This window comes from Roseomonas indoligenes, assembly GCF_017813365.1.
In the GTDB taxonomy this organism is placed as follows: Bacteria; Pseudomonadota; Alphaproteobacteria; order Acetobacterales; family Acetobacteraceae; genus Roseomonas; species Roseomonas indoligenes.
In genome coordinates this window covers 1-21,349 of sequence record NZ_JAGIZA010000005.1, presented here as the reverse complement: position 1 = coordinate 21,349, position 21,349 = coordinate 1, and the positions used below count along the sequence as shown (strand labels likewise).

Here is a 21,349-nt window from a genome sequence, read left to right as displayed (position 1 = left end):
CTGCGCAACCAGGGCCGCCCGCCGCTGCTCTCCACCGGAGCCGGGGCGACCGACGCGATCCTGTCCCTGCCCAGCGAGGGTAGGCTGATCGTCGTCACGGGCATTCCGAACCACGGCAAGAGCACCTGGGTCATGTTCGTGCATGGGTTCGCGCATGGAAGGCACCCGTGGCGGCATGATCCGCGACGGCTTGGCGGCCCTGCCGGTCTTCGGGCCTATCTTCCCGCGGGCCTCCTCCATGGGTCTGTCCAGCGGCGGCACGAGCCTGGATCTGCTGGCGGCCGACCTGCGCACCATCCAGGCCAGCGCGGCGGTGGATCGCATCCTGCTGGTGATGGACACCCCCGGTGGCGTGACCACGGGTGTTGGCGAGATGGGCGGGCTGATAGCCGCGTCGCCGAAGCCGGTCACGGCCTACGTCGCTGGCATGGCCTGCTCAGCCGGGTACTGGCTCGCCAGCCAGGCGGGCGAAATCGTCATGGACCCCTCCGCCCTGGTCGGGTCGATCGGCGTCATCTTCTCCACCTCGCGCCAGGAAGGACCGGACACCTCCGGCCGCCGGACGCACGAGGTCGTCAGCTCCGGCGCGCCGAACAAGCGCCCGGACCTGTCCAGCGAGGAGGGCAGGGCCGCAATGGTCCCCGCCCTCGACGCGATCGAAGCCGAGTTCATCGGCGCCGTCGCTCGCGGACGCAAGGTCAGCACTGCCACCGTCCGCTCCAAGGCCTGGGGCCAGGGCGGCGTAAAGGCCGGTGCAGACGCAGTCGAGGCCGGCATGGCCGATCGCCTCGACACCCTGGAGGCCACCCTATCCCGTCTTGCCCGGCGATCCCCGCCGAGCGGCGGCAGCCGCGCGCTGGCCGAGCGCGACCACGACATGCGGCAGCGCCGCGCGAGGAGCACCTGAAATGGACCGCATCACCGCCCTCCGGGCAGCCCAGGCCGCGAACCTGGACCAGATGGAGGCCTTGCTGGCCACGGCGCATGCCGATGGCGAGCGGGACCTGACCGCCGAGGAGAAGGCGGCCTATGCCGCAGCCCAGGCCGAGGATGACCGCCTCGTCGCAGCCATTGGCCGTGAGACCGATGCCGAGCGCCGCCGCGCCGCCGCCGCGAAGCCGCTCCCCGGCCTGCCGGGCGGGACGCGTATCACCCCGACCGGCGCCACGGTGCCGGCGGCCGCCGCCGAGCCATTGCAGCCGGGCATCGCCTTCTCCCGCATCACCCAGGCGCTGATCCTGGGCGATATGGACCAGCGGGCCGCCGCCAGCATCGCCGAGGAGCGCTGGGGCTCCGACTTCGGCCAGGTCGTCGGCAACATGGAGCAGTCCACCACCACCAAGGGCGGCTTCCTGGTGGACACGCGCTACGCCTCCGACTTCATCGACCTGCTCCGCCCCACGGTGGCCGTGCGTGCCATGGGTGCCCGCGAGATCCCGCTGCCCGGCGGGAACCTGACCACGCGGAAGAAGACGGCCGGTAGCGCCGCCGCCTATGTGGGCGAGCGCCAGGCCATCCCGACCACGGACGTGCGCGTGGGGCAGATGACCCTCTCGGCCAAGAAGCTGGCCGCGATCGTGCCCATCATGAACGAGCTGCTGCGCCGCCCCTCGCGGCAGGTGGACGAGATGGTGCGCGAGGACCTGCGCGAGAGCGTGGCAATCACGGAGGACCAGCAGTTCCTCCGCGGCGTCGGCTCCGCCACGGCCCCGACGGGTGCCCGCTATCTCGCGGCTGCGGCCAACGTCTTCGCGGCGAATGCCACCATCAACCTGCAGAACGTGACCAACGACCTGGCCGCGCTGCGCCTGAAGCTGCTGACGGCCAACATCCCGATGTCCCGGGCCGGCTACATCATCTCCTGGCGGACGGCGATCTTCCTGGAGACGCTGCTCGACGGGAACGGCAACAAGGCCTTTCCGGAGATCTCGCAGGGCCGGATCGGGCCGTACCCCTTCCGCGCCACGAACTCAGTGCCGACGAACCTCGGCGCCGGCTCGAACGAGAGCGAGATCTACTTTGCCGACTGGGCGCAGATGGTCATCGGCGACGAGGACCGGCTGACGATCGCGGCCTCCGACGTGGCCTCCTACGTGGACACGGACGGCGTGACCCGCTCCGCCTTCCAGAACGACGAGACGCTGATCCGCGTCATCGAGCACCACGACACGGGGGTCCGCTACGACCAGGCCATCGCGGTGCTGACCGGGGTGAAGTGGGGCGCCTGATCGGCGCCCCCGCCCTTCCTTCCGCCATCCCGATCCGAGGAGCGAAGCCCGTGTCCCTCACGGCCGTGAAGTTCACCCAGCCGACCCGCGTCGGCACCCTCTACAACACCGGCGAGGTCGCGGGCTTCGAGCCCGAGATGGCGCGGGCCCTGATGGACCAGGGCTTCGCCACCACGCCGGACGCGGACCTCGACGTGCCGGAGGCGCCGCAGCGCTTCCAGGGCGAGGCGCCGGTGATCGCCCGCCCGGTCGAGATCCGGCCGGATACCGCCCCCGTGGTGGGCGCGCTGGCGCAGGTCCCGCCCGCCGCGGTGCTGCGCGACAACAGCGCTGTCGTCATCCCGGAGGGCTGGGCGACCATGCGGCCTTCCGCGTCCTCGGCATCACCGCCGCCTACAAACTGCGCCGCGACACGATGATGAGCCGCCTCCGCCGCCAGCACGGCAGCTGGGACAAGGTGCCGCCCGCGATCAAGGCCCAGGAGCAGGCCAAAATCCTCTTCGAAGAGCTGGTGCGCGATGTGCGCGGCTTCGAGGGCTCGGACGGTCAGCCGGCAACGTTCGAGCAGGTCCGCGGCTTGGCCGCCACGGCGGAGGGCGAGCCTATGCTCGACTTGGCCTTCGCCGCGGTGGACATGGCCACGGCCCGCCGCGAGGCGGATGGAGAGGACGCGGAGGGAAACTCCTCCAGCTCGTCCAATACGAGGACGAGTACGGAAGCCTGATCGCCCTCTTCCGGCGCGCACAGGAGGTCGGTGACGAAGACGTGGAGCCGCCGCCGGAAGCGCCGGAGTTGGAGGAGGGCAACAGCTGGCTCTGGCGAGCCTGGGCCGATCTCCAGGGCAGCCGGGCCTATGCCGGCGGCGGGATGGGCCCGCTTCTCCCCCTGCCGCTCTCCTTCGCCACGGTGGATGACTACGCAGACCGCCTGGGCTGCGACCAGGATGCCCGGCAGACCCTACACGAGGTGATCCGGGCTTTGGACCGGGAGTGGCGGCGGCTGGACCGGGAGCGGTCAGCGGCCGCGGCGAACCAGCCGAAGGAGCCGACATGAGCGGCGCGCAGTTCCGGCGGAACATCAGCCTGGCCTTTTCGGCCGACGCGATCTGGGCGGACGTGGCGGTCAAGACGGCCGTCTTCGCCCGCTCGGACCGGGACGAGAAGATCGGCGCCGGGCAGTTCCCCGCGACCTTCAACACCTTCGTTAACGGGCGCGAGGGCGAGCGGGAAGAGCTGATCCAGCCCGGCGGCGTCATCTACTACCAGGGCCTTGTCCTCGGCCCGGCCCTGACGATGGCCCTGGAAGAGCTCCAGCGTCGCGCCCCGCGGCTCACTGGCACCTACGCCAAGTCGTTCCTGGTGGCGGTGGGCCGGGGAGGGGAGGGACGGCCCATCGCGGCGGACGCCTTCCGGCCCGACGCGGTGAGCGCGGATGCGGATGTGGGCTGGGTCTTCTCGGCCGAGCCCTACTCTCGGCTGCTGGATGTGCAGGTAGAGGGCGCCCGGCCGATCAAGGTCCGGGTGCCCGCCGGCTTCTTTGCCGAGGCCGCTGCCGCGGTGCGCCGGGCCTTCCCGACGCTCAACGTGACCCGGGAGAACACGATCCGGATCCCCTGGGCGCAGCAGCGCGGGCGCTTCACTGGGCGCCGCATCGACTACCCGGCGATCAGGGTCGGTCGGGCATAGGGCTGGAAGGAGCGGCGAAGCTGGCGCATATAGGGGCTCTCGTGACCATGACGCGGCATCAGCCGCCCGGAGCATCCAATGCCCGCCTTGGACGCGGTGATCCTGACCCCACCACCAGCCGTCACTCGCTTCGAGGCATCCCGCGCCGGAAACTCGCGGATGCAAGTTGATGTGCTTGGCGCTTTGGAAAATCTTGATCGTATCCGGAAGTACGTGCAGGGCCAGAGATTGGCTCTCAAACCCTTTGTGGAGACGCCTCGAGATTATATCCTTGATGGGCAAAACGATGGCATTGAGAATTCCGCCGAGGATCTAATTCTACTTGATCAAACCATCAGTGCGATGCTTGAGGCCGAGGAGAAAGTCGCGCGAGAACTGAAATATCTGCGCTTCCATCTTCCTCGGTGGCCAAAGGGAACTAACCCGGCATTTCTCGGCGCTGGTCGTGAGGCTCATAACTTGCTCGTTGGTTGGGCCGAGGATCTTCGCGATGCCCGCTGGAACGTTATGGCGCTCAGGGCAGAATTGAGACCTGGAACTGATGTTTCCGGTGAGGGTTCAGTCTCCGACTTGCGGCGGGCTGTGAACGCAATGCGTGCGTGACACGGTGCAAGTGGACGGATGGCTTCCTTAGGGCAACGTCCAAAGAAGACCGCAGGATCCGAGAAGCGGTCTACGAAACAGTAGATAAATTCCAAGGCAACCCTGATTTACCCGGGCTGAATTTGGAGAAGCTGAAAGGCGACAGCGGGATGTACTCCATCCGATGCGCCTCTGGGCACCGCATCTTAATGTCGAAGCGAACCGACGCTCGCGGTGAGTTTTGGCAACTCGAAGATGTCGGCAATCACAATATCTACCGTCGGTATTAACTAGCGGGCCGGCGAAGAAGGGCGATTAGAGCCCGTAGGCCCGGTAGCATCCCTGCCGCGCCTGCTCCTCCGCGGCGCTGGACGTCATCGCGCCGGCCAGCGCAGATCCGAGGATCCCGGCGCGGGGCGAGTAAGGGGTGTAGGTGCCAGCCCCGACCCCGGACGCCTGGGCATCGCAGGCGGCGCGTGCGGCGGCCCGGGCGGCGATCGTTTGTGACGCTTGGGCAGAGGCCGCGTCCGATGCCAGGCGCTCCCGGCGGCGCTTCTCGACGGCGTCGGACAGGCGGGCCACCTCGGCGTCAATGCGGGCCTCGCGTGCCGCGCGGGTCTGCCGCACCACCGGGCTCTCCTCGCTGATGTTCGCCTCTGCGGCTCGGCGAAGGGCAGCGGTGTAGTCGGGGCGGCCGGAGAGAGCATCTTCCAGGAGCGAGTTCTCACGGGCCTGGGCGGGTGTGGGGAGAGTGGAGGTTCCGCTTGCGAGCGCAGGCCCCCCGTTGGCGGCCCTGAACTCACGCAAGACCCGAGCGTCTCGATCAGCGTCACTCTCGCCCGGCTGGAGGGCGTAACGGTCTCCATGCTGGTCAACCCAGCGCTGACCGGGCCGATCTGGTGAAGTGGGCGCTTCGCTAACCCGAGCAGCGCCTGTGCGGGCGCTTGCAAGAAGAACACAGGCGATTGCGATCCGGCGCATGACGCTCCTTCCCCTGGCTAGGAGGGAGAATGGCCCATTGGCCGCCGGGGGCAGAGGGGCGTCCCATCCGGGGCGCCCTTCTCATATGGAGGGTAGAGCATGACGGCCTTGGCCAGCCTGACCTACGCGCCCGAGGTGGTCGCGACCCAGGCTGCCCAAGGGCTGGCCCAGATCGAGGCGGCTGCCCAGGGGGCCGGCGTCGCCATTGAGCAGGCCGACCAGCGCATCACCCGTACCAACCGCACCTTTGATGACCTGGCCCGGTCGCTTTCGCCCATGGACCGGGCGATGCAGAACATCGAGCGGGCCACTGCGCGGGTCACGGAGCGCATGACCCAGGCCGAGGAGGCCGCCCGCCGGGAGGGTGTCTCCCAGGAGCGTCTCGCCACCATCCTCGCCCAGGGCGCGCGGGCACGTGAGCTTGCGGCCGAGCGCGCCGTTCAGGGCCTGAGCCGCGAGGAAAGGGCTACCGCCCTCGCTGCGGCCGGCTACCAGCGCCTAGCCGACCAGATGCAGTCCGTCGTTGCCCCTGCCGCAGCGGTTGCGGCGGCGAACGACAACGCCGTGAACCGGATGGACAAGCTTCGGAGCGGCCTCGGGCAGGCCTCCTTCCAGATCCAGGACCTCGCCACCCAGATCTCGATGGGTGGCGATGCGCTGAACGCGTTCGGCGTGCAGGGTGCGCAGCTGCTCGGCGCCTTCGGCCCGACAGGTGCCATCGCCGGCGCCGTACTGATGGTGGGCACGCTCGCGGCGAAGTTCCTGGGAACCGGTGACGCGGCCGACGAGGCGCGGCAGCGCGGCCAGACCGCCCTGGACGCCATGTCGGCGAGCGCCAAGGTGACCGCTCAAACGCTCCAGCAGGTCAACGACCTGTTCCTGACCGCGGCCGAGCGCGCGGCGAACCTGGCGAACATCCAGCGCGGCGAGTTGCGCCTGCGATCCCAGAACCGCCTTGAGGAAATCTCGGCAGGCCGGCAGGAGCTGGCGCGGCGCCTCGCTGACGAAGAGCAGTACCTCGGCGACATCAACCGCCCCAACGGCCCCTATTACCGCGCCGAGAGCGACGCCGACCGGGACCGCGAGGCGCGCGCGATCGTCACGGTGCGGACCCTCCGGAGCGAGATGCAGGCGGCGGACCGCGAGGCTGGTCAGCTGCGTGACGCGCTCGGCCGGCTGGACCGCGCCGGCGTGGTGGGAACGGAGCAGTTCGGCCCCGACGCGCCCCGTGTGTCGCCAGGAAGCGTCGATGACATCCGCGGCCTCGACAAGGCGGCCCAGGCCCGCGAGCAGTACGCGGCGCGGGTAAACGTCATCAACAGCGCGCTGGCGCGGGGCGAGATCGAGCAGGCCGAGGCCACCCGCCTGACCCGCCTCGCGGAGGATGACCGCAACGATGCGCTGAAGAAGCTGACCGACAGCTCCACGCGCATGACGGCCGCGCAGCGCGAGGCCAACAGGGAGTTGGAGGCGGCGCGCCGGGTCCAGGCGGAACTCTACAGCGACGCGACGCTTAACCCCCGCACGGGCCTCTATTCCATTGGCACCTTCGATGATCGGCTGGCGGAGCGGCTGAAGTCAGGGATCGACCAGCGCCAGGCGGCCGACAAGAGGGCCAGCGAGAACTCCGCGCGGGAGTGGAAGCAGGCCAACGAGAAGCAGGAGCGCGACGCCGAGCGCACCTACGAGCGCATCTCTGACTATGCAGGAAACACCTTCGCGGACCTGATGACCAATCAGAAGTCCAGCTGGGAGCAGACCTGGAAGAGCCTGGAAAAGACGGCGCTCGCCACCCTGGCGAAGCTCGTGTTCGAAGCGGCTGCCCGTCCCATCATCATGCCGATCATCGGGGCTGTGCAGGGCGTCTTCGGCGGCGGATCGTCGTCGGGCGGGCTGTTCTCCATTGCCGGCTCCTCGGGGAATTCTATTGGTTCCATCGCGCAGGCCACCGGCGGCGCCGCCAGTAAGACGGGCTATCTCGAGCAGGCTGGCAGCCTGTCGAAGCTCGGCGGGAGCCTGTTCGGCAACGGCGGACCGAGCATCTTGGAGCCGGGGTACTCGTTTCAGGGTGGCATGCTGTCCCGCGTGGATGGTGTCCTTCAGACGAACGTCGCGGGCTTCCTCGACACCCCCGTTTTCACCCAGCAGGCGCCAGCCTTCGGTCCTTTCAGCGCGGCTGACCCCACGGCGGCCTTCACTGGCAATGCGAACACGCTCACCATCGGTCAGGCCGGCCTCGGCGCCCTGGGTGTCGCTGGCGGCGCATTTGGCATTTACTCCGGCATCCAACAGGGCGGCCTCAAGGGCGCGGCAAACGTTGTCAGCGGCACCGCTGGCATCGTGGGTGGAGCGGCGAGCCTTGCTGCAGGCAGTGCTGGTACGCTTGGGCTCAGTGCTGGCGCGACGGCTGCCCTGGGCTCCGTCGCGGCGGTGGCTCCCTACGTCGCGGCGATCGCGGCCGTCGTGGCCATGCTCCTTCCCGCCCAGAAGCCCTCCGACCGGACGGGCACGGCCTCACTCGACTTGTCGGACAACTCCGCCGAGTTCGGCGGCCTCACTGGCGCGCGCTACAGCGAGGAAAATCGCAAGGCCGCGGATCAGATCGGCCTGCAGCTTCAGGGGGTGGCCGACAAGATCGGTCAGACCTTCGGCTTCAACGCTCGTGGCTCCTTGGTGGTGTCCGTGGGCGACCGCGACGGCATCAAGCTCGGGGATGGCAGCACCGAGTACCGCTACGACCGCGACGACGACGGGATTGCCAAGCTCGTGGAGCAGGCGACCCGCTACACCATTGCTCAGAACAAGGACCAGTTCACCGGCAACCTCTCGACCGTCATCAACACTCTGGGTACGGGCAGCGAGAGCAAGGGCCTGCTGGACGCGCTGCAGTGGACCAAGGACGTGTATAACGTCTTCGACAAGGCACTGGACCCGGTCAAGGTCACGGCCTACGAGCAGTCCATCGACGCGCTGAACCAGTCCTATGCCGACGCGATCGACAAGGCGACCAAGTACGGGCTTTCGCTGAAGCCGATCACCTCGGCCAAGGACGAGCAGCTCGCCGCGCTGGAGAAGGCCCGCAGCGCGAGCTACGCCAACATCCTGCAGGGCTTCGACGTGACCGCCGCTGGCCTGCGCGGCGACGACATGACCAGCGTCTCCCTCAAGCAGTTCGACCTGCAGCGCGCCTCCGGACTGACCACCCTGCAGCAGCAGATCAAGGATCTCGGCTACGGCAGCACCGAGACCGCGAAGGCCGAGGCCGGGTACAACGCCGTGCAGGACATGCAACGGCTCGCGCTGGAGCGCCAGACCACTCGGGCGTTCGAGGACCGCGAGGCGTCGAAGGGCGCGATCAACGACAACCTCCGGCTCTCATACCTTCAGGCCACCAAGGACCCGGAGGCCGAAATTGCGGGCTACGCCGTCCAGCGCTTCGGCGAATGGCGGACCATGCAGCGCGCGCTGGAGGACACGAACGCCAGCTTCGGGGAGATCGCGGAGAGCTCTCGCATCTTCAACCAGGTGACGCAGCTCAACATCGACGCGATGCGCGCGAAGACCCAGGCGGAGAAGGACGCGGCGGCGGCCCAGGAGGCTGCCACGAAGCGGCAGAACGAGCTGGACAGCCTCGGCAAGCAGCAGAGCGCACTGTCGCGGGTCAGCTCGGTCCAGGGCACGCTGGTGGACTACATCAACGGCCTCAGCGTCTCCGGGGCCTCGCCTCAGAACGCCTTCCTCTCCGCCCAGCAGGGGTTCGCGGACGAGCTCTCCAAGGCGCGGGCGGCGGGGATCGGTGGCGTCGACATCGGGCGGGTGACGGGCGCGGCTGATACCCTGCTGTCCGCGGGATCGGCCCTCCTCGGTGACGGAGCGCAGGGCGCGTTCTTCCGCCAGTCTGTGACCGGGCAGCTCCGTGGCCTGGGTGCATCCCTCGACCTGCCGGCCTTCGGTGGGTCGCTGGACCGGGTGGTCTCGGCGCTGAACCCGCTGACGGATGAGGTGGCAGCGCTGCGCGGCGAGGTCACGCGGCTCCGTGACGAGCTGGTCACCACCCGGCTGCGCGCGGCATGACGCTCGGCCTCGCACCGGTCGCGGCGGCCCCGATCGGGGCGCTGTGGCAGCCCGCCATCCCAGATCCCGTGCCCGGCACCGTGCTGGTTGGCGCCGGCGCGGTAGACCCGATCTGGGCCATCGCCGTGGAGCGCCCCGCCGCGGGGCCGCCCACGCCGGTCCCCTTCGCCATAACCGCCGGCCTGCCGGTCGGAGCCTTCGCCCTGCCAGTGACCGCCGAGCCGGTCCTGCCGATGCTGCGCTACAGCGACCGGGGGTGGATCGGGGAGCCGACCGACCCGGACGCCCCGAACCAGCTCTGGCCGGCGCGGCTGTTGGAGCCGCCCACGATCGAGCGGGCGATCCCGATCTATCCGACGGAGGTCCGCCGGGCGGAGGTGAATGCGGGCGAGATCCTGCTGGCCAACGGCGACGGCGCGCTGGACAGCCTGACGACGGACTGGCGCCTTGCGGGCCGCCGCCTGACGGTGCTGCGCGGCCCGTACCGTGCCGGCCGACGGGCAGCCCGGTTAGAGTTCTCGACCGTCGGCGCCTTCAGGGTCGATCGCCTGGCCCAGGGCACCGCCCGCCTTCGCCTACCCCTGGGCGGCGCGGCGGCAGACCTGACCATGCCGGCGTCTTCCACCTACGCCGGCACCGGCATGTGGGAGGGCACGGCGGAGATGGCCGGGCAGGCCAAGCCCCTCCGCTACGGCATCCACCGCAACGCCCAGCCCTCGATCATCGTGCCGAGCTTGTTGGCGGCGCACCTGCACGACGGGCCGATCAGCGGGGTGCTGGCGGTGCGCGGGCGCGGCGGCGCCTACGGTTATGCCGGCGATCTGCCGACCCTTGCGGCGCTCGCCGCTGCGGTGGTGGCCGCCGGCACCTATGTGACCTGCAACGCGGCCGGCTGGCTCCGGCTCGGCAGCACCACCTCGTCCCTCACGGTGGACTTCCGCGGCGCGACGCCTGCCGGGGTCTACCTCGGCACGGCCGCCGCGATCGCGGAGGACCTGCTGCGGACCCGGGGCGGGGTGACGCCCGACCGGGCCCAGGCCGTCTCCTTCTACGACTGGCCGGTGGGCGAGGTTCGGCTCGATGCCACGGGGCAGACGGTCGCCGCCGCCCTGGAGACCCTGGCCGCCGGCGTGGGTGGCTGGTGGGGCGCGGACACCCTGGGCCGGTTCCGTGGCTCGCAGCTGCTGCCACCGGAGATCGTCGGCCCCTCCATCCTGCTGGAGCCCTTCATGCTGGCGGGGCCGCCCGAGGAGGTGGACGCCGCACAGGCGCCGTGGTGGCGGGCCCAGGTGGGCTACCGCACGCTCGGGGTGACGCAGGACGGCGAGGCCCTGGCCGGAAGCGTGAGCGACGCGGACCGCGCGATCTACGGGCAGGCTTCGCAGACGGCGACCGAGTACCGGCCGGTGGTCCAGAGCGCCTATCCGGGCGCACAGGACGGGCCGGTGGTGGCCAGCGCCTTCGATGACGTGACGGACGCGCAGGCCTTCGCGGTGCGGCTCATGGACCTGCACGGCACGGCGCGGCGGTCCTGGCGGGTGGCGATCCGCCCGGATCAGGCCTGGCGCTTCTGGTCGGTGATGGAGCCGGGCCAGCCCGTGCGGCTGACCTGGCCGGGCATTGCGGCACTGCGCGGTGGGCGGACGCTGATCCTGCGGGGCATCTCGGCCCGCGGCGACCGCCTCACGTTGGATCTCTGGGGGTAGGCATGGCGGTGATCGCGTGGCGCAACGCGGCCGAGGCCGCGGGCGTGAGCTTGTCCGCGTCCTCGGAGGCCTCGGGGCTGGGCGTCCAGTCGCTGCTGACGCCGACCATCGGCGAGGTGTGGCGCAGCAACACGGGCGGGGCGGTGACCCACTCAGTGGGCCTCGACCTCGGCACGCAGGTTCCGCTGCGCCTCTTCGGGATCGGCGCGCCGCGGGACGGGGTCCTGCCCGGCACGGGCGCGGCCTGGCGCGTGCGCCTCAGCAATGTGGGCATCGGCAGCAGCGAGGTGCTGAACCGTGGCTCCCTGTCGCTCGACCTTCGCCGGGGTGTGGTGGGCCTCCTTCTGCCGGCGGCTCTGACCGCCCGCTACGTGCAGTTCTCCTTCAGCGGGGTGGCCGGCGACCCTTACTTACAGCTGGGCCGCATCTGGGCGGGCGACGCGCTCGTGCCGGCAAAGGGCATTGCCTTCGGATGGCAGCGTGGGGTTGGTGATGCGGGAACCATCGAGCGCGCGCCGGTGTCCGGAGTGTCTAATGCCCAAAGGGGCGCGACCTATCGCACCCTGGATTTTGACCTCGCCTATCTCACGGAGGACGAGGCCTTCGCACTGGATGATGCCGGCCTCGCTCTCGGCACCACCCGACAGGCCTTCATCTCGCCTCTGAATAGCGACTTCCGGCACGCGATGTTCGGCAAGTTCGCGACCCCGCCGCCGCCCGCGCAGCCCAGCCACCGCCTGTTCACGGCACACATCACCTTCCAGGAGGACCTCTGAATGGGTATCGCGCTGCGGACCGGCAACCGCGTCCTGCTGACGACGACGACGACCGGGACCGGGACCTACCAGCTCTCGGGCAGCGCGGCCGCGGCCACCTTCCGCACCTTGGCGGAAGCAGGCATCGCATCCGGCTCGCGCGTCATGATCGAGGTGGTGGACAGCCTTACGGCGCCGACGATGTACGAGGAAGCGGAGGGCATCTACACCGCGGGAAGTCCGGCCACGATCACCCGCGCGCAGATCAAGGGCGGTTCAAACGGCACCTCGGCCGTGAACTGGCCGGCGGGTACGCGCTTTATCTACCTGACGGTTCACGCGGACCGCACGCCGATCTTCGAGACGGACGGCAGCCTGGCAGTGCCAGGCACTCTCCGGGTGAACACCGTCCAGGATGTGCCGGGGTCGCAGGGGCTTGGTGACCAGAAGGGCGCCACGCTGACCTCGCAGGGCTCGGCCTTCCTCTCCTCCAGCACGACCGCGCCACTCAACGTCAATGTGGCCCTCACCGCTGGCGGCAACGCGGCGCTGTTCACCAGCTACGGCGGGCTCGTCGGCACCATCACCACCACGGCCACGGCGACCTCCTACAACACCACCTCCGACCGGCGGCTGAAGGATGAGGACGGTGACGTGGATCCTGCGCTGCTCCTCCAACTGCGCCCCCGTCGGTTCCGCTGGAAGAGCAACGGCGAGAAGGCCACCGGCTTCTTCGCCCAGGAGGTCTACGCCGTCTTCCCGGAAGCGGTGACGCCCGGCGACAGTGACGTGGACGGCCAGGGCGGCCCGGAATTTCGCATGTGGGCCATGGACCTATCGAAGATGATGCCGCTGGCCGTGGCGACCATCCAGGCGCAGGCCAAGACCATCCAGGATCAGGGTAAGGCCATCCTCGATCTGCAGGTATCGCTCGCAGCGCTGACCAAGCGCGTGGCCTCGATCAAGATCCTCTAGCCCACCCCACAACTTGGAGTGCAAGGCATGTCGGGAGCCCTCCCGGTGCATGTGACGCTGCGCGCGTTCTTCGGTGCGGCCTACACGGGGCTGCCCTTCAGCTGCTCCACCGGCACCACCCTGCTGCTCACCATTGAGGCGCGGAACACGGCCACGGGGCAGCCCGTGGACGTGTCCGGCCTGCGTGTGCGCCAGTACCGGCCGGACGGCGCGGCCATCACCCTGGACGAGGACGAGATCGGCCATGCCGCCACGGGGCGGTACAGCGCCGAGATCTTCGTGGGGCCGTCCGGCGACTGGACCATGCACGTCGAGTGCGAGGAGCCGCGCCCGGCGGAGACGGTGGCCTGGCTGCGGGCGAGCGGGCCGAACGTGGCGTCGCCGACGCTGGGCGGCTCCGAGGGTGTCCTCGCGGCTCCGGGCAACCGGCCCTTCGACGTGACCCTGTTCAAGGACGTGCAAGCGGCCGCCCCGCGCACGGGCACCGAGGGCCTTCTGATCGGGCAGGACGATGAGGACGGGGTGACGCAGCCCCGCTTCATACCGGTGGAGGAGTTCTGGGAGGACAACCGGCAGGCCGTCGCGCCGCTGGTTGAGCAGGTGGACAACGACGCTCAAGCCGTGGAGCTATCCCGGCAGGAGGTGGCGGATACCGCCGCGGGGCTGCCGGCCGCTGTGGCCGGTCAGGTCGGGGCGCAGGTGCCGCCCGCGGTCGAGGGTGAACTTGCCGTCCAGGCGCCGCCTGTCGTCGCTGGCCTCGCGCAGCCCTATGTCGCCGCCGCCCAGGACGCCGCCAACAACACGGCCGCCGCGGTGGTCAACGCCGCCCGGATGGCGCTGACCCTCACCGCGCTTCAGGCGAGCACCCCAACGCCGGCAGCAGGCGCCCTGGGTAACGTCTACGGCACAGGGACCGACCGCGGGCTCTACCAGTACCTATCGGGGGCCTGGACCTACCAGGGCCTCACGTTGGCCGACCTGCTGGCGATGGTCTCACGGTCGAACAACGACCCTGCCAGCCTCGTCGTGAAGGACGTGAACGGCAACGTCGGCCTGGAGCTATCCGGCGATGGGAAGCTGTTTTACATGGCCGGCGCCCTGATCCAGCAGGCCGCGGACGGCACCGTGACTGTGGGGCGGTTTGGCAGCGGCGGCGCCGTCGAGCTGCTGCCCAGCGGCCGGGCGCGCATCGGCGGTGTCACGCTCTCTCAGAACGCCGCGACGGATTACCAGATCGGCCTCTCGGACGAGTTTGGGAACATCATCCCGATTTCCCTAGGCGGCAGCTCCGGCGGGTCCGGTGGTGGGAGCAGCACCACCTTCACCTTCGGCGAGATTGCCGCTTTTGACGCCACAGCCCTGGGTCGGGCCGAGACGCTGCGCGCAGCTCCCAAGGCGCGGACCCAGCCAATCCTCAACGGCGCGGTGAACTTCATTCCCGGCGACGGGCAGAGCTTCGCCAATGGCGGGGGCTCCGGGCCGGGCATTACCCGGACGGTTACCCCCGGCTGCCTAATGGTGGGCACGAGCCCCCGCTTCACCCTTGGCGGCCCAACGGCAGTGCCGGCGACCGACGCCGCCTTCCACGATCTCGTATCCACGCCAGCGTCCGAGTTCTACCAGGTGGGCGCGATCCATGCCCTGCGCCGCCTCGACTGCGCCATGCGTGGCGTGCCGCTCACCAGCACGGAGCGGGTGCTCGCCTCTCAGGCACTCGGCTTCCCTGGTGTCTCGCTGGAGCAGCTTGCCTACGGGGCGCCGCCCCGGCCGGGCGACGAGCAGAACCTTTGGACCTACAACAGCCAGATCTATGCCGCCGCCCGGGCTGCCGCGAGTGCGCAGGGCAAGCCCCTCGTCGTGCCAGCGGTCCTGCAGGATCAGGGGCAGGCGAACGTCGCCGGGGCAGGGCTGGCCAACACGGCGGAAGCGTACTGCGCCGGTGTTCTCCAGCGCGTGGCGAACTGGATCACCTACCAGATGCCACTCACGGACAACGCCTATCCACCTCTCTTCGTGTTGCACCAGACCTCGGGCGGCTACCAGCAGGACACCTTCCAGAACGGCGTGTCTCAGGGGCAGATGCTGGCGGCAGAGCGCTCGCCCTATGTCGTCGTCAGTCAGCCTTTCGGGAACTACCAGCAGTCCGGCACCGACGAGCACCCCGCGGCAAATGGCCACGGCACCGGCGGCGAGAAGGATGCCGAGGTGCTGCACGAGGTGCTGAACCTTGGGCGCGGCTGGGAGCCGCTGCGCCCGGTCTCCATCGCCTGGCGCGGCCGCGAGATCCTGATCGGCCTTTCGCCGCGGCGTGCCCCGATCCGCTGGGCGCGCCCGTTCGACAGCTGGACACGTGTCAATCCCGCAAACTACCCGAACAGGGGCTTCGCGGTCAGCGACAGCCTTGGTGGCCTGACCATCTCCGCTGTGGAGATCGTCGGCGCCGCGACCGTACGCCTCACGGTGAACCGCACGCCGAACGAGGCGCCCTGGGTTACTGCGGGTTCGGCGGCTGCGGCTGGTGGGCTGACCTTCATCGAGGACAGCGACGACGGGCTGACCCTCGCCTCGTACCGCTACGTGGCCGGCATGGACCCGGCCGAGAACCTGCCGGACGAGGTGGGCAAGCCGTACCGCAGGGCAAACCAGCTGGTGACGTTCCGCCAGCAGGCCACCGCTGCCTGATCCCCGGAGAACAGAGATGGCCATCAACCTCGCCGGCACCAGCGCCGGCATCGATTTCAGCGGTGCCCCGCGGGTAGCCCTGCCGGACAGCCTTCCCGCCCCCGTGGGGGTCTTCTACCTCGGCGGCGACGCCGAGAAGTCCTGCCTGAACCGGGCCTCGCTGAAGGCGGCACCGGGTGCCGTCGTGGGGACGCCGACCTTCGCGCAGAACTACGCCACCCTCACCGGCAACCAGGTCGCAGCCATCAACACGCTGCTGGCAGAGCTGGACGCCATCACCATCGCCGTGGTGGGCCGGGCCAAGTCTTCGGACGTGACCCCCACCTCCAACCGGCCGGTATTCGCCGGCACCTTCGGCTCGGATCCCACCCAGAACATCGCCTCCGCTTTCGGCCTGATGTTCGGGACCAACGGCGTCCCTTCCGGCCAGGCCGCCCCGCATGCGAGCGCGGGGATGCTCTCCTACAGCGTGACCGGGAACACCACGCCGCCGACGCCCGCCAGCAACGGCTGGCCGACGCCGGACGTGCCCGACCTGACGACCTGGCGCTTGCTGATCGCCTCCCGCACCCCAGGGGTGGAGGTCCGCACCTGGGACAAGACGGCGAACACCTCGGCCGCCGTCTCCCTCGTGGGCAAGACTTCGCTGCTGAACCTCACCCGCCGCATCCTGCTCGGGTCGGACTACGGCGGCACGCGCCTGGGCAGCTGCGAGGAGGCCGCGGTCTTCATCTTCCCGGCCTCGTTCACCACGGCCATGACCGACACCCTGGCGGCCTTCTCCCGCGCTGCCATCGGCGCCCGCGGCGTGAGCGGCTTCTGATGCCCAGCAGCCCCAACCTTCGCCCCCTGGGCAACACGGGCGCGAGCGATGCCGCTCTGGGCGCCGCCGCGCGAGTGGCGGCCGAGGCCGCTGCCGAGACCACCTCCGGCTGGTTCCGCGACCCGTTCCGCTACCCGCAGTGGCTGGAGGCCACCTTCGCCATCACCTGGCTGAGCTGGTCAGTGGCGAACCTGCTCTCACCCGATGCGCTGACCGAGCGGCCGGGCCTGGCCATCCTCAACGCCCTCGGTGGGTGGCTGTGGCCGTGGGTGGGGTTCCTCCTCTTCCCCTGGCAGATCGGGGCTCTACGGGCGGGGAGCCTGCGGCAGCGCGCGCTCGTGCAGACGGCGGGCTACGTCATCCTGTTCCACGTCACGCTCTCGGTCGGCGCGATGAGCCTGGACCCGTTCTCGCCCATCATCACCCTGCTGCTCGCGCTCACCACGATCGCGGGCATCCTCTCGTGGAGGCTGTGGCGCCGTTATGCCTAGCCTCACCCCGGAGCAGATCATCGCGATCGGCTCCATGTTCTTCGCCGGCCTGGCCGGCCTGCTCACCGCCTTCGGTGCTCTCCGCTCTCGGCGGGACACCATCAACAGGGAGGACGAGGAGGAGCTGGAGGCGGAGAACTGGCGGCTGCGGCGGCAGCTCGCCCACGCCCGCACCTTCATCAGCGAGGTCGTGCTGGCTGCGGTGGACATTCGTCATGTCGCGGCCGAGCGGCTGATCGTGCTGGGCGACCGCCGGCCGCTGCCCGAGGTGCCGGTGTTCAAGGACGTCGAGTAACCCCGGGAACGACGGGTTAACTGATTGGAAGCGTAACAAGCTCCTTCCGCTGAAGCGCCACGTACAGGCCCTTTTCCACCGCTCGGGTGACGGGGAGGAAGACGATGCCAGAGCCGGTCGAGGTCTCGTACCCGACCGCGACCTGTCGGACCTTGTCGTGGGGCGCCCGCGTCTCAGAGATCTGTCTGATCCGGGCAAAGCCGGTGGGAAGGTCACTCATCAGCGACGCCCTGGGATGATGGGGCAGCGCATTTAGCCGCGGCTCCTTTCACCTTCCTTACAGGGCCGCAACCCGCGTATGGCCGGACAGCCAATTGGAAGAGGGAGCAAGCTCCGGACTTTCCATGCGGAGGTGAGGCCAAGTGCGGCCGCTCGGTCGGCCATAACGATGACGACTGTTGACCTGGCCGAGGTTGTGACTTCGGCCGCCACCTTCTGCACACCGTCACATGGATCGAGCAGCGAGGTCAGGCGTGCGGTACGACCGTAGCTTGCGGGAACATCGATCATGAGCCCGAACCCAGGATCAAATGTCAGCCCCGAACAGCCTGTTGCTTTTCGGAATATCTTGCGTGGAGTTAAAGCCGTGCGGGATTACTTAGTCAGATTTCTGCATCGGTTCCGCTTCGAGCCGAATAGCTTCTCTCCAGCGTTCCTCCCATCTCGAACTGTGCACCTCGGCCACGCTTGGGTGTGCGAGATGCCTGATCAGTGCCAGCCCGACGTCACGGAGCAGAACCCTAGGCAGGTCCCGGTTATTGAAGCGAGTGACCAAGTCATCAAGGATTGCCTCCATACTCAGGAGTTCGTTCGTGTCTGTCACTCGATCGCGAGCCATCGAACCGGCCTAAAGGGTGTAGGCGCGCCACCCATTTCTATCTGGGATCTCGCAAGTGCGCCGCTTGATGGTCAAACCCTTACAAGCTGGTAAGGTTGCCCATCTTGGGCTCGTGCGTTCAGGGTCGTATTTCCCAGGTCAATCACCTTTGATCGGGTTCTGAATAAAGACGGAGGTTTCTACGCCGTCGTAGAAAGCGACAAGCGTGAGCCGGCCAGCAGCTGTTTCGATCTGGATGACAAGTTCCTGGATGCCGTCGGGGAGCCCGGGCGTCACCGCGAAATGCACAATCCGAGGCGGACGATCTTCAGGCGGTTCCATGCCTAACATTCCACCCGATGAAACCGGCGGAACTGCGCGAATATCGTGTCAACTTCCTGGCGAACGGCCTCCTGCGCATCCAGAACGGGGCAGGGGTAATTTCATTGTCCCTAAGAGCCCACTCCATAAGTGCTTGCCGGCCTGGCTCAGGAAGCGCCGAGTGGCGGGACACCCTTAACAAGGAGGACGACGAGGAGCTGGAGATGGCGTTGGCGCATGCCCGCCGCCGGCTTGCGCACGCCCACGCCTTTATCAGCGTCCTGACACTGGCCGCCGTGGCGATCCGCCATGTCGCGGCCGAGCGGCTCATCCGTGCCAACGACCCAGCGCCTCTACCTGAGGTGCCGGTGTTCAAGGACATCGAATAGCCCTGTGCGGGTCTACCTGCTGGTCGGTCGCTGGAGGAGCTGATGGAGGAGAGCATTCGTCTCCTTCTGCGCCTTCACCATCTCGGCCATGTGGTGGACCAACTCAGCGAGCATGGTTTCGGCCGTCCGGCCGCCAAACTGGGACATGCACAGGCTCCAAGGATCAACGGGGCCATAAGTCTCCTCTGAGATCATGGTTGCTGCAATGCACCATGGAGCGTGTCGCAGCTTCCGGAGATCCGCGCCCGGCCGGTTAGCCGGGCACCTCTGAAAATCTGGAGTACCCCATGTCCGACGCACCCGCGCCGGCTGCCGATCCCGTCGTGCCTCCTGGCCGGCCGGTCAGCTCGGATTGGGTTTGCGCAGTGGCACGGCTTCCAGTCGCACCGTCTCGCACCAACGCTTCCGCCACAATGCAACCCGCTCTTCAGCCTCACCTGCGTCTGCCAGGCGCCGGATGAGCACCACACCGGCGTCGCTCAGCAAGGCTCTGGGCAATTCCTTCCAGTTGAAGGTCGCGATCAGCTCGTCCAGCAATTGGTCCAGATTGTCGCGGGCGTCATCCGCGGTCGGGCAAGTAGACGACGCCATTCTGGTCCTTTCGGTGCACAAATCAAAGGAAGGGAGGTTCTCCGCCGCCCTTCAGAGATGGTTAGAGGTCCAACGATTTTGTTGCGGAACAAACCTGCATTCCAGGTTTGCCGCAACATGCATCCGCGCCCGGGCGGCTAACCGGGCATTTTTCTTTTTTGGAGAGTGAAATGGACGACTGGACGCAAGTCCTGGCGGCACTCGGCGTGCCCGCGCTCTGGGTGACGCCGCTGGTTCTGCTGGCCCGGGCCGCTTGGCCCGAGGTGCTGCACGCGCTCCGCGTGTGGCGGGTAGACCGCGGGCTGACGCGCGCGGCCGGCTTCATGCATAGCCTGCGCGTGGCCGCGGGCAACACCTCGGCGCCGCTCACCGACCCCGAGCTGCAGGCGCTGGTGACGCGCGGGGCGGCCTACATGGTGGCGCGTCTCGGCGGCACGCTGGATGCTCTGAAGATCCCGCCCATGGACCTGCGGGACATGGTGCAGGGACAATACGGTGAGTTGCTGGCGGGGCTGGTGCCAGCCGGGAAGGTGGCGGCATGACCCCCGCCCGCACCGCAGCCCTGACGGACGGGGTGATCGGCCGCGAGGGCCGGTACTCGAACCACCCCTCCGACAAGGGTGGGGAGACGATCTGGGGCATCACCGTCGCCCGTGCCCGTGCTGCGGGCTACATGGGGCCAATGATCGCCATGCCGCGGCAAACGGCGGTGGACATCTACGCCCTGTTCTACATCCGCCAGCCCGGCTTCGACCTGATCGATGACGTGCTGCCGGATCTCGGCGCCAAGCTGATCGACATCGGCGTGAACATGGGCACTGCCATCGCCGGCCGTTTCCTGCAGCGCGCGCTCAACCACCTGAATGGGCGGGCCAGCCTCTACGGCGACCTAGTGGTGGACGGGGCCTGCGGTGCCATGACCCGGGCGGCGCTGGCCTCGCTGATCCAGAAGCGCGGGAAGGCGGATGCCAGCCGGGTGCTGGTGGCGATGGTCACCGCCCAGCAGTCGGTCCGCTACGTCGAGATCACGGAGGCCAACCCCACGCAGGAGGACTTCGCCTGGGGCTGGCAGCTGAACAGAGTGGCGTGATGCACTGCCGCGCCTTCTTTCAGTGGGCCGGTTTGAGCTCTGCCACTGCAGGGCCTCCAGGCGGATCCGGCACGAAGCACATGGTCTCTCCTACCGGCTGAGCCTTGATATAGATCCAGCCACCTTCCACCCGAAGCCGCTTCAGATCAAACGGCTGACCAGCGAAGCTGGAATGAACATGCTCCACGGCATGGAGCGGGATTAGTGACATCCTGCTCGCTCTCCCCAAAGTAAAAAAGGTCGGGCTGGCAGGGAGATTTTCCACCCCTGGAAGGGCGCTTTTTGGCCGAGGGGGACCGGCACTCTCGTGCCGGTCCAGGCCTGTGCTGCAGCTGACAATTCTCCAAGGAGCAAATCGTAAGTGAGGCCCTCTCGGCAGCGGCCCAACTTGGGAAAGCCGAAGGCCGCCGTGGCACAGCCTGCGATCTCGGGCGGCACGGGCGCAACACGCATGCGCTGCTCGGGCCCGCTCCCCGCGACATCGTGACGACCTGTGCCCGCATCATCAACAGCGGACGGAACGGGCTGGCCAATTGGCTGGCGCGGCTCCGACCCATGAGGACACCCCCATGACCACCTACAAGCCGACCAGCCGCAAGCTGGCCGAGGACACCGCTGCGGGCGTCGAGGCGCTCGGCAGCCGCATGGACCGGATCGAGGCGCTGCTGGCCGGCATGGTCCAGCCCGCCACCCCGGCTCCGATCGAGCAGGCTCCCGCGCCGGCTCCAACGCCAGACCCCGCGCCGCAGTCCACGCCCGGCGGCGCCATCTGCTCCCTCACGATTGAGGGCCGCCCCGGCGGGCACGCGGCCGGCGCGGTGGTCAGCTTCGGCCACGTCTTCGCGGACGGCGACCTGCCGGCCG

The 21,349-nt window shown here is 68.7% G+C and carries 23 protein-coding genes; 19 read left to right on the top strand and 4 right to left on the bottom strand.

Going from position 1 to position 21,349, the window contains the following annotated elements; translation table 11 throughout:
• The first annotated feature begins 154 nt into the window (after nt 1-154).
• The 7 genes from J5Y10_RS09680 to J5Y10_RS09650 all read left to right on the top strand — a co-directional run bounded on the left by J5Y10_RS09680 (nt 155) and on the right by J5Y10_RS09650 (nt 4,516).
• Nucleotides 155-907, top strand: coding sequence for a S49 family peptidase (locus J5Y10_RS09680; protein ID WP_209373071.1), 753 nt, complete (start codon nt 155-157; stop codon nt 905-907).
• 1 nt (nt 908) lies between these two features.
• Entirely contained in the window at nt 909-2,228 is a 1,320-nt protein-coding gene (locus J5Y10_RS09675) for a phage major capsid protein (protein ID WP_209373069.1), read from the top strand.
• Nucleotides 2,229-2,278: 50 nt separating this feature from the next.
• The gene (locus J5Y10_RS09670) at nt 2,279-2,647 is read left to right on the top strand and encodes a hypothetical protein (RefSeq protein ID WP_209373067.1); all 369 of its coding nucleotides are present in this window, start codon (nt 2,279-2,281) and stop codon (nt 2,645-2,647) included.
• On the top strand, nt 2,647-2,952 hold the full coding sequence (locus J5Y10_RS09665; protein ID WP_209373065.1) for a hypothetical protein: 306 nt from the start codon (nt 2,647-2,649) through the stop codon (nt 2,950-2,952). The genes J5Y10_RS09670 and J5Y10_RS09665 overlap by 1 nt, the downstream gene beginning before the upstream one ends.
• 41 nt (nt 2,953-2,993) lie before the next feature.
• The gene (locus tag J5Y10_RS09660) at nt 2,994-3,281 is read left to right on the top strand and encodes a phage tail assembly chaperone (RefSeq protein WP_209373063.1); all 288 of its coding nucleotides are present in this window, start codon (nt 2,994-2,996) and stop codon (nt 3,279-3,281) included.
• The gene (locus tag J5Y10_RS09655) at nt 3,278-3,913 is read left to right on the top strand and encodes a hypothetical protein (RefSeq protein ID WP_209373062.1); all 636 of its coding nucleotides are present in this window, start codon (nt 3,278-3,280) and stop codon (nt 3,911-3,913) included. Before J5Y10_RS09660 ends, J5Y10_RS09655 begins: the two co-directional genes overlap by 4 nt.
• A gap of 78 nt (nt 3,914-3,991) precedes the next feature.
• A complete protein-coding gene (locus J5Y10_RS09650) occupies nt 3,992-4,516 on the top strand; it encodes a hypothetical protein (RefSeq protein ID WP_209373060.1) in 525 nt (174 codons plus the stop codon).
• A gap of 294 nt (nt 4,517-4,810) precedes the next feature.
• Here the strand turns inward: J5Y10_RS09650 and J5Y10_RS09645 are convergent, their stop codons facing one another.
• Complete coding sequence (locus J5Y10_RS09645) at nt 4,811-5,302, bottom strand: hypothetical protein (RefSeq protein ID WP_209373059.1); 492 nt, start codon at nt 5,300-5,302, stop codon at nt 4,811-4,813.
• A gap of 273 nt (nt 5,303-5,575) precedes the next feature.
• Between J5Y10_RS09645 and J5Y10_RS09640 the strand changes: the two genes are divergently transcribed.
• Genes J5Y10_RS09640 through J5Y10_RS09605 form a run of 8 tightly spaced genes read left to right on the top strand, consistent with a single transcriptional unit; the run spans nt 5,576 to nt 17,277 of the window.
• Nucleotides 5,576-9,550 carry a coiled-coil domain-containing protein gene (locus J5Y10_RS09640; RefSeq protein ID WP_209373058.1) on the top strand — a complete coding sequence of 1,325 codons (3,975 nt, stop codon included), beginning with the start codon at nt 5,576-5,578 and terminating at the stop codon, nt 9,548-9,550.
• Nucleotides 9,547-11,256: a hypothetical protein gene (locus tag J5Y10_RS09635; protein ID WP_209373057.1), complete on the top strand. Its 1,710-nt coding sequence runs from the start codon at nt 9,547-9,549 to the stop codon at nt 11,254-11,256. The genes J5Y10_RS09640 and J5Y10_RS09635 overlap by 4 nt, the downstream gene beginning before the upstream one ends.
• 2 nt (nt 11,257-11,258) lie before the next feature.
• On the top strand, nt 11,259-12,032 hold the full coding sequence (locus tag J5Y10_RS09630) for a hypothetical protein (RefSeq protein WP_209373056.1): 774 nt from the start codon (nt 11,259-11,261) through the stop codon (nt 12,030-12,032).
• Entirely contained in the window at nt 12,033-12,986 is a 954-nt protein-coding gene (locus tag J5Y10_RS09625) for a tail fiber domain-containing protein (protein ID WP_209373055.1), read from the top strand.
• Between the two features lie 27 nt (nt 12,987-13,013).
• Complete coding sequence (locus tag J5Y10_RS09620; RefSeq protein ID WP_209373054.1) at nt 13,014-15,668, top strand: hypothetical protein; 2,655 nt, start codon at nt 13,014-13,016, stop codon at nt 15,666-15,668.
• Nucleotides 15,669-15,684: 16 nt separating this feature from the next.
• On the top strand, nt 15,685-16,491 hold the full coding sequence (locus J5Y10_RS09615) for a hypothetical protein (protein ID WP_209373052.1): 807 nt from the start codon (nt 15,685-15,687) through the stop codon (nt 16,489-16,491).
• The gene (locus J5Y10_RS09610; protein ID WP_209371303.1) at nt 16,491-16,982 is read left to right on the top strand and encodes a hypothetical protein; all 492 of its coding nucleotides are present in this window, start codon (nt 16,491-16,493) and stop codon (nt 16,980-16,982) included. Before J5Y10_RS09615 ends, J5Y10_RS09610 begins: the two co-directional genes overlap by 1 nt.
• Nucleotides 16,975-17,277 (top strand): hypothetical protein, encoded by a 303-nt coding sequence (locus J5Y10_RS09605; RefSeq protein WP_209373050.1) that lies wholly within the window; start codon nt 16,975-16,977, stop codon nt 17,275-17,277. Before J5Y10_RS09610 ends, J5Y10_RS09605 begins: the two co-directional genes overlap by 8 nt.
• A 976-nt stretch (nt 17,278-18,253) precedes the next feature.
• Here J5Y10_RS09605 and J5Y10_RS09600 read toward each other — a convergent pair.
• Entirely contained in the window at nt 18,254-18,436 is a 183-nt protein-coding gene (locus J5Y10_RS09600; RefSeq protein WP_209373048.1) for a hypothetical protein, read from the bottom strand.
• A 17-nt stretch (nt 18,437-18,453) separates the two neighbouring features.
• On the opposite strand from J5Y10_RS09600, the gene J5Y10_RS09595 reads away from it, so the two are divergent.
• Nucleotides 18,454-18,804 carry a hypothetical protein gene (locus tag J5Y10_RS09595; protein WP_209373046.1) on the top strand — a complete coding sequence of 117 codons (351 nt, stop codon included), beginning with the start codon at nt 18,454-18,456 and terminating at the stop codon, nt 18,802-18,804.
• Between the two features lie 12 nt (nt 18,805-18,816).
• On the opposite strand, the gene J5Y10_RS28410 is transcribed toward J5Y10_RS09595, so the two are convergent.
• Nucleotides 18,817-18,951, bottom strand: coding sequence for a hypothetical protein (locus J5Y10_RS28410; RefSeq protein ID WP_280855187.1), 135 nt, complete (start codon nt 18,949-18,951; stop codon nt 18,817-18,819).
• 195 nt (nt 18,952-19,146) lie between these two features.
• A complete protein-coding gene (locus J5Y10_RS09590; RefSeq protein WP_209373044.1) occupies nt 19,147-19,395 on the bottom strand; it encodes a hypothetical protein in 249 nt (82 codons plus the stop codon).
• 170 nt (nt 19,396-19,565) lie between these two features.
• On the opposite strand from J5Y10_RS09590, the gene J5Y10_RS09585 reads away from it, so the two are divergent.
• The 3 genes from J5Y10_RS09585 to J5Y10_RS09575 form a co-directional block, all read left to right on the top strand.
• Complete coding sequence (locus tag J5Y10_RS09585) at nt 19,566-19,937, top strand: hypothetical protein (RefSeq protein ID WP_209373042.1); 372 nt, start codon at nt 19,566-19,568, stop codon at nt 19,935-19,937.
• Nucleotides 19,934-20,485 carry a glycoside hydrolase family 108 protein gene (locus J5Y10_RS09580; protein ID WP_209373040.1) on the top strand — a complete coding sequence of 184 codons (552 nt, stop codon included), beginning with the start codon at nt 19,934-19,936 and terminating at the stop codon, nt 20,483-20,485. The genes J5Y10_RS09585 and J5Y10_RS09580 overlap by 4 nt, the downstream gene beginning before the upstream one ends.
• A gap of 569 nt (nt 20,486-21,054) precedes the next feature.
• A partial coding sequence (locus J5Y10_RS09575; protein WP_209373038.1) for a hypothetical protein occupies nt 21,055-21,349 on the top strand: 295 nt, incomplete at its 3' end.

Bases quoted from the DNA above. Each gene is read 5' to 3' on its own strand.
- J5Y10_RS09600 (WP_209373048.1), bottom strand. From the start codon at position 18,436: ATGGAACCGCCTGAAGATCGTCCGCCTCGGATTGTGCATTTCGCGGTG.
- J5Y10_RS09650 (WP_209373060.1), top strand. From the start codon at position 3,992: ATGCCCGCCTTGGACGCGGTGATCCTGACCCCACCACCAGCCGTCACT.
- J5Y10_RS09625 (WP_209373055.1), top strand. From the start codon at position 12,033: ATGGGTATCGCGCTGCGGACCGGCAACCGCGTCCTGCTGACGACGACG.
- J5Y10_RS09640 (WP_209373058.1), top strand. From the start codon at position 5,576: ATGACGGCCTTGGCCAGCCTGACCTACGCGCCCGAGGTGGTCGCGACC.
- J5Y10_RS09680 (WP_209373071.1), top strand. From the start codon at position 155: ATGGAAGGCACCCGTGGCGGCATGATCCGCGACGGCTTGGCGGCCCTG.
- J5Y10_RS09665 (WP_209373065.1), top strand. From the start codon at position 2,647: ATGAGCCGCCTCCGCCGCCAGCACGGCAGCTGGGACAAGGTGCCGCCC.
- J5Y10_RS09615 (WP_209373052.1), top strand. From the start codon at position 15,685: ATGGCCATCAACCTCGCCGGCACCAGCGCCGGCATCGATTTCAGCGGT.
- J5Y10_RS09630 (WP_209373056.1), top strand. From the start codon at position 11,259: ATGGCGGTGATCGCGTGGCGCAACGCGGCCGAGGCCGCGGGCGTGAGC.
- J5Y10_RS09585 (WP_209373042.1), top strand. From the start codon at position 19,566: ATGGACGACTGGACGCAAGTCCTGGCGGCACTCGGCGTGCCCGCGCTC.
- J5Y10_RS09595 (WP_209373046.1), top strand. From the start codon at position 18,454: ATGAAACCGGCGGAACTGCGCGAATATCGTGTCAACTTCCTGGCGAAC.
- J5Y10_RS09610 (WP_209371303.1), top strand. From the start codon at position 16,491: ATGCCCAGCAGCCCCAACCTTCGCCCCCTGGGCAACACGGGCGCGAGC.
- J5Y10_RS09675 (WP_209373069.1), top strand. From the start codon at position 909: ATGGACCGCATCACCGCCCTCCGGGCAGCCCAGGCCGCGAACCTGGAC.
- J5Y10_RS28410 (WP_280855187.1), bottom strand. From the start codon at position 18,951: ATGTCCCAGTTTGGCGGCCGGACGGCCGAAACCATGCTCGCTGAGTTG.
- J5Y10_RS09620 (WP_209373054.1), top strand. From the start codon at position 13,014: ATGTCGGGAGCCCTCCCGGTGCATGTGACGCTGCGCGCGTTCTTCGGT.
- J5Y10_RS09580 (WP_209373040.1), top strand. From the start codon at position 19,934: ATGACCCCCGCCCGCACCGCAGCCCTGACGGACGGGGTGATCGGCCGC.
- J5Y10_RS09635 (WP_209373057.1), top strand. From the start codon at position 9,547: ATGACGCTCGGCCTCGCACCGGTCGCGGCGGCCCCGATCGGGGCGCTG.
- J5Y10_RS09605 (WP_209373050.1), top strand. From the start codon at position 16,975: ATGCCTAGCCTCACCCCGGAGCAGATCATCGCGATCGGCTCCATGTTC.
- J5Y10_RS09590 (WP_209373044.1), bottom strand. From the start codon at position 19,395: ATGGCGTCGTCTACTTGCCCGACCGCGGATGACGCCCGCGACAATCTG.
- J5Y10_RS09655 (WP_209373062.1), top strand. From the start codon at position 3,278: ATGAGCGGCGCGCAGTTCCGGCGGAACATCAGCCTGGCCTTTTCGGCC.